The organism is Roseovarius confluentis, assembly GCF_002917925.1.
Lineage (GTDB): Bacteria > Pseudomonadota > Alphaproteobacteria > Rhodobacterales > Rhodobacteraceae > Roseovarius > Roseovarius confluentis.
Map to the genome: position 1 here is coordinate 183,528 of NZ_PPFE01000011.1, position 6,417 is coordinate 189,944.

Here is a 6,417-nt window from a genome sequence, read left to right on the forward strand (position 1 = left end):
AAATGATATCGCTTCGATTGGCAATGCTCGCCCTGAGTATCCTGTTGCCGTTTTCCGCATTTGCACAGGCCCTGAGCGAGGAACGCGTCAAGGAACTGGCCCTAGAAGCGATTCTAGAAAACCCCCAGATCATCATGGAAGCGGTGCAGCTTCTCGAACAGCAGGAAGCGACCGCGCAGGCAGAGGCCGCGGCGGACGTGCTCAAGGAACAACGCCAGCTCTTGGAAGAGGATCCGAACGCGCCGGTGCTGGGCAATCCTGATGGGGACGTCACTGTTGTGGAGTTTTTCGACTACAACTGTCCCTATTGCCGCAGGGCCATGTCGGAGGTTGAAGGTTTGATCGAGGCGGACACGAATGTGCGGCTCGTCTTTCGCGAATGGCCGATACTCGGTGACGGGTCCGTCTTCGCCGCGAAAGCAGCCCTGGCGGCACGCAATCAGGACAAGTATGAAGAATTCCACTGGGCGCTTATGGGCATGGAGGAACGTGCGCAAGAGGCGTCTGTCCTGCGGATCGCTGAAGAAATCGGCCTTGATGTGGACCAGCTGCGTTCGGACATGGAGGCGCCGGAGGTCCAGAGGCACATCGACGAATCGATGCGGCTGGCGCAGGCATTGGGCTTCAACGGCACACCGTCGTTCGTGATCGGAGACCACCTGCTTCCCGGTTTGGTCGAACAAGACCAACTGGAAGCCTTGGTTGATGAGGCCCGCGAAGGGGAACGAAACTAGTGCGATGATGGAGAACCGGCGCCGGAATTGTCCGGCGCCAATGGTCTTCAGGTCGTCGAGGCAGCCGTAACACCGAAACCGGCATTTCGGATGGCCTCCGTCAGGGCGTGCTCGTTCAGCACGCTATCAACCTCGACTTGCCGCGTACCCGTATCGCAGGTCACGGACGCTGTTGGGTCTATCGCCTTGATCGCCTTTTCGATCGTTGCGGTGCAATGGCCGCAACTCATATCCGAAACCTTGAAGCTACGCATATCTGTTTCCTCCAGTTCTCGGCATTAGATGCATGCCTCCCGCATGGGAAGGTCAAGGGCGAAAAAATGTCTCGGCGCCGTTGACCTTCCAGCGGGGGGAACCAATAGATATCTTGCAGGAGATGAAGGAGACGTTCATGCCGGAGTCAAGAGAGTTGCGTTTTTCTGTTCAGAACATGTCTTGCGCGTCCTGCGTCGGTCGGGTCGAGCGTGCGCTTTTAGCATTGCCCGGTATCGACGAAGTGAACGTGAACCTCGCCGCCGAAACGGCGCAGGTCCAGATCGACTCGGATGCTCGGATCCCCGAGGTGATCGGGGCGCTGGACAATGCCGGCTATCCCGCCCGCACTCAGACCGTGCGCCTGAACGTCTCGTCCATGTCCTGCGCCTCCTGCGTGGGACGGGTGGACAAGGCGCTGGCGGCGGTGCCGGGCGTGCTCGACGTGGACGTGAACCTCGCGTCGGAAACCGCGACCGTGACCTATGCCGAAGGCGCTGTCGATCCGGCTGACCTGTTGCAGGCCACCGAGGCGGCGGGCTACCCGGCCGAGTTGATCGAAGATGCTGCAGAGGATCGCGGCGCGCGCAAGGACGCCGAGGCTCATGCGCTCGCCCGCAGGACCGTTTTCGCGGCGGCACTGGCCCTGCCTGTCTTCCTGCTCGAGATGGGAGCGCATCTCGTGCCGGGCATGCACGAGATGATCGGGCGCACCATCGGCTATCAGGCCAGCTGGATGATCCAGTTCATGCTGACGACCGTCGTGCTGTTCTGGCCCGGACGCCATTTCTACACCAAGGGGTTTCCGGCCCTATTCAAAGGGGCGCCCGACATGAACAGCCTTGTCGCGGTGGGCACCGGGGCGGCCTATCTTTATTCGGTCACCGCGCTTTTCGCGCCCACCGTGCTGCCCGAGGCGGCGCGTGCCGTTTATTTCGAGGCCGCGGCGGTGATCGTCGTGCTAATCCTTCTGGGCCGCTGGATGGAAGCGCGCGCCAAGGGCCGCACGGGGGCCGCGATCCAGAAACTGCTGGGCCTTCAGGACCACACGGCCCGGGTTCTGGTGGACGGCGAGGCGCAGGACGTGGCGATCGAGCGCATCCGCGTCGGCGACATCCTCGTCGTCCGGCCGGGCGAGCGCATCGCGGTGGACGGTGAATTGACCCAAGGCAGCGCGAATGTCGACGAGAGCATGATCACCGGCGAGCCGGTGCCCGTGGCGAAGTCCGAGGGCGATCCCGTCACCGGCGGCACGGTGAACGGCAGCGGCAGCTTCCGCTACCGCGCGACCCGCGTGGGGGCGGACACGACGCTGGCGCAGATCATCCGCATGGTCGAGGAAGCTCAGGGCGCCAAGCTGCCGATCCAAGGCATGGTGGACCGGATCACGCTCTGGTTTGTACCGGCGGTTATGGCATTGGCCGCGCTGGCCGTGCTGATCTGGCTGCTGATCGGACCGGCGCCCGTGCTGTCCTACGCGCTCGTTGCAGGCGTTTCGGTGCTGATCATCGCCTGTCCTTGCGCGATGGGGCTGGCCACGCCCACCTCCATCATGGTTGGCACAGGACGCGCGGCCGAGATGGGTGTCCTCTTCCGCAAGGGCGACGCTTTGCAACAGCTGACTGGCGTGGACCTGGTCGCGCTCGACAAGACCGGAACCGTGACCGAGGGCCGCCCCGAACTGACCGACCTGGTGCTGGCCGAGGGGTTTGAGCGGGCCGAGGTCCTGGCGCTAGTCGCGGCTATCGAGGCGCAGTCCGAACATCCCATTGCCGAGGCAATCATGCGCGCGGCGCAGGCCGAGGGCGTGGCGCGTCACGAGGTCGAGGGGTTTGACTCGATCACCGGCTACGGCGTGCGCGCCAAGGTCGCGGGGCACGACGTGATTGTCGGCGCGGATCGCCTGATGACCCGCGAGGAACTGAGCATCGAGGCGCTGGCCGATACCGAGCGTCGGCTCGCGAAGCAGGGCCGGACGGCCCTTTTCGCGGCCGTTGATGGAAAGATCGCGGCGGTCATCGGCGTGGCCGACCCAGTGAAGCCCGATAGCGCCGCTGCCATCGAGGCGCTGCATGATCTCGGGCTGAAGGTCGCGATGATCACTGGCGACAAGCGCGAAACGGCCGAGGCCATCGCGCATGAGACCGGCATCGACGACTTGATTTCGGGAGTTCTGCCCGATGGCAAGGTCGCTGCGCTGGACGCGTTGCGGCGGGAGGGCCGGCAGATCGCCTTCGTCGGTGACGGGATCAACGACGCCCCGGCGCTGGCCCATGCCGATGTGGGCATCGCCATAGGCACCGGGACAGACGTGGCCATCGAATCCGCGGACGTCGTGCTGATGTCGGGCAACCTGCGCGGCGTCGTCAACGCCTTCGAGGTGTCGGCTCGCACCATGCGCAACATCCGGCAGAACCTGTTCTGGGCCTTCGGCTACAATGTCGCGCTGATCCCGGTCGCGGCGGGCGTGCTCTACCCAGCCTTCGGTCTGTTGCTCTCGCCGGTGCTGGCCGCCGGGGCGATGGCGCTCAGCTCAGTTTTTGTGCTGACTAACGCGTTGCGCTTGCGCCGGATCCGGCCGGCCATGGATGAAGCCAGCAGCTTGAAATCTGAAGGGGCGGATTCTCTGTCCCCTGCCCCTGTCGCTGCTCAATAAGGAGGATCATGCAATGAATATCGGAGATGCGGCCGACCTTTCCGGGCTGCCCGCCAAGACGATCCGCTACTACGAAGATATCGGACTGGTCAAGCCCTTGCGCAGTTCGAACGGTTATCGCACATTCCGTGAAAGTGACGCGCACAAGCTGGCGTTTTTAGGACGCGCCCGTGCGCTCGGTTTCACAATTGAAGATTGCCGTAATCTTCTTGCCCTCTACGAAGACGAAGAGCGTGCCAGCGCCGTGGTGAAGGAGATCGCCAAGCAACATCTTGAGCGAATCGACGGCAAGATCGCCGAGTTAAAGGAAATGCGAGCGACACTCGCGCATCTCGTCCAGGAGTGTGCCGGAGATCACCGCCCGGACTGCCCGATTCTAGCCGATCTGGCCATGAAACGGTGCGACGAGGACGACCGCCGCAAATCAACTTAGTCGGGTCCGAAGACGTGGTTTGGGCCATCCTTCTGGTTGTCGTTCTATTCGGGTCGAGCGGGCTGGTGCACGTCCGTGCGATGACCCTTGTGATGAACCAGGCGCGTGGGACGCCGTCCACGCAGTCCGCACGTCTCCTTTTTGCTCTTTATACGCTTGCGCTTGCCCACATCATTGAAGCCGGACTTTATGCCCTCGGCTTCAGTTTCGGTGAACTCATCGGTATCGGCGGTTTTGAACAGGAGAACGTCGACACGTTTATGGACGTTTTCTACTTTTCCCTAGTCAACTATTCGTCCCTCGGCCTCGGCGATATCTATCCCACGGACCATCTGCGTTTTCTGGCCGGTGCCGAGGCCCTGAATGGCTTTCTCCTAATTAGTTGCTCGGCCTCCACCATCTTTCTCGTGGTTACGAGAGGGAAGGACTAGAAGCGTCAGATGACTTAATGCCCGGAAAATCTGGAACCCTCCAGCGCTGGATGGTTGTTGTTGCTATGTCCGCGACGACAGTGAAAGCAGAAGGAGTACAACATGTCATATTGGAGATTTGCAGCCATGATTGCGACCTCCACGGTTGTAATGTTCGGACTTATGTATTTGAATACTTATCTGATTTCCCACATTTTTTGGTCCGAAACAAGGGCTTACATGGCATTGTTGATGGGTGCAACGATGGCGATCATCATGCTGGTCTTCATGCTATCGATGTATACCAGCAAGGCGATCAATGCGGCGATCTTCGCCGGCGCTGCCGTCGCATTCGCGGGATCTCTCTGGCTGGTGCGTGGGCAGGCCACAGTGGGGGACACCAGCTACATGCGCGCGATGATCCCGCACCATTCCATTGCGATAATGACATCCAGCCGCGCCAACATCTCTGATCCCCGTGTTCGAAAACTGGCGGACGAGATCATCTATGCGCAGGACAAGGAAATCGCTGAAATGCGCTATCTCATCAACGAGATGGAGGCATCGGGTGACGTATCCGAGCCTGAGAAACCTGTGAGCCCTCGCATCGTGAACCTCGACGAAGCCCTTTCTACCGCGAACATCGCCGTGCTCGATCCCGGTTTCCTGACCGAGGAGGAGATCGCTCAGCTTCTGCCCAATGGCGCGGCCTGCACCTTCAACTACACCACTGGCAGTCCGGCTTCTCTGGCACTTGGCGAAGTGAATGGTGAGGCCGTCGGGCTGGTCAAGCTGAGCGGCGACCTCGTGCGGATCGACCAAGGTGCGGCCGGGGAACTAGGCACCGAGGGTCTGGCGATCCTTCTCACCGCCGCCGAGGACGGAACGGCGCTTGACTCGGTGGGCAGCAAGCCGGTCGAGGCGACGATGACGCTGGAGCTCGACGCCGGTCTCTCCGCCGGCTACCGCGGCTTCTACAGCTGCGGGGGCTGACATGGACCAGCAGGCAACTCCGAGCACGGCGAAGCTCTATCGCATGGTGATGCCGGGTCATCTCTGTCCCTATGGCCTGAAGTCGAAGGATCTTCTTGAAAGGGAGGGGTATGAGGTCGAGGACCACCATCTCACCACCCGGGAGGACACCGATGCCTTCATGGAACAGCACAGCGTCGAGACCACGCCACAGACTTTCATCGACGGTGAGCGGATCGGTGGTTACGAGGCTTTGCGGGTGCACTTCGACAACGACAACACGGAAGGCGACGAAACCAGTTATCAACCAGTCATTGCGATTTTCTCAGTCGCGTTTTTCATAGCGCTCGGCCTCAGCTGGGCAAGCTTCGGTAGCATCTTCACGCTGCGCGCGGCGGAATGGTTCATCGCCATTTCCATGTGCTTTCTCGCCGTGCAGAAGCTGCAGGATGTCGAGAGCTTCTCTACAATGTTCCTGAATTACGATCTACTGGCTCGCCGCTGGGTCCGATACAGCTATCTCTATCCGTTTGGGGAAGCTTTCTCTGGTATCCTTATGGTTGCTGGCGCGCTCACTTGGCTTTCGGCGCCGGTTGCGCTGTTTATTGGAATGGTGGGAGCGATAAGCGTTTTTAAGGCGGTCTATGTCGATAAACGCGAGCTTAAATGTGCCTGTGTGGGCGGTGACAGCAATGCGCCACTGGGTTTCATCTCTCTGACTGAAAACCTGATGATGATGCTCATGGGCATCTGGATGCCAATTAAAGTGTTCGCGCTCGGATGGTAGTAGTGTTCGGGTGGCAACCGCGCCACCCGAACATCTAAGTGATTATTTCACCTGCGTGACAGTAAGCTTTCCCTCAACCCGGTCGGCAACGAACTCGATTTCCTGACCCTCCGCCATCTTGGCCATCATTGCTTCGTCAGCGCGGAACACCATGGTCATCGCGGGCATATCAA

General features: G+C 60.7%; 8 protein-coding genes. 6 read left to right on the plus strand and 2 right to left on the minus strand.

Annotation, left to right across the window (positions count from 1 at the left end):
* Window positions 1-2 precede the first annotated feature (2 nt).
* Window positions 3-734, plus strand: coding sequence for a DsbA family protein (locus tag C2I35_RS19100; protein ID WP_103764613.1), 732 nt, complete (start codon window positions 3-5; stop codon window positions 732-734).
* A gap of 47 nt (window positions 735-781) precedes the next feature.
* Here C2I35_RS19100 and C2I35_RS19105 read toward each other — a convergent pair whose 3' ends face one another.
* A complete protein-coding gene (locus C2I35_RS19105; protein ID WP_103764614.1) occupies window positions 782-988 on the minus strand; it encodes a heavy-metal-associated domain-containing protein in 207 nt (68 codons plus the stop codon).
* A gap of 137 nt (window positions 989-1,125) precedes the next feature.
* Between C2I35_RS19105 and C2I35_RS19110 the strand changes: the two genes are divergently transcribed.
* The 5 genes from C2I35_RS19110 to C2I35_RS19130 all read left to right on the plus strand — a co-directional run bounded on the left by C2I35_RS19110 (window position 1,126) and on the right by C2I35_RS19130 (window position 6,244).
* Complete coding sequence (locus C2I35_RS19110) at window positions 1,126-3,642, plus strand: heavy metal translocating P-type ATPase (RefSeq protein ID WP_103764642.1); 2,517 nt, start codon at window positions 1,126-1,128, stop codon at window positions 3,640-3,642.
* 13 nt (window positions 3,643-3,655) lie between these two features.
* Entirely contained in the window at window positions 3,656-4,075 is a 420-nt protein-coding gene (gene cueR / locus C2I35_RS19115) for a Cu(I)-responsive transcriptional regulator (RefSeq protein WP_103764615.1), read from the plus strand.
* An 80-nt stretch (window positions 4,076-4,155) separates the two neighbouring features.
* Window positions 4,156-4,506 (plus strand): ion channel, encoded by a 351-nt coding sequence (locus tag C2I35_RS19120; RefSeq protein WP_170067264.1) that lies wholly within the window; start codon window positions 4,156-4,158, stop codon window positions 4,504-4,506.
* A 102-nt stretch (window positions 4,507-4,608) separates the two neighbouring features.
* Window positions 4,609-5,478: a DUF305 domain-containing protein gene (locus tag C2I35_RS19125; RefSeq protein ID WP_103764617.1), complete on the plus strand. Its 870-nt coding sequence runs from the start codon at window positions 4,609-4,611 to the stop codon at window positions 5,476-5,478.
* A gap of 1 nt (window position 5,479) precedes the next feature.
* Window positions 5,480-6,244, plus strand: coding sequence for a MauE/DoxX family redox-associated membrane protein (locus tag C2I35_RS19130; protein ID WP_103764618.1), 765 nt, complete (start codon window positions 5,480-5,482; stop codon window positions 6,242-6,244).
* Between the two features lie 42 nt (window positions 6,245-6,286).
* Here C2I35_RS19130 and C2I35_RS19135 read toward each other — a convergent pair.
* Window positions 6,287-6,417: copper-binding protein (locus tag C2I35_RS19135; protein ID WP_211286193.1), on the minus strand; the 131-nt coding region annotated here is incomplete at its 5' end.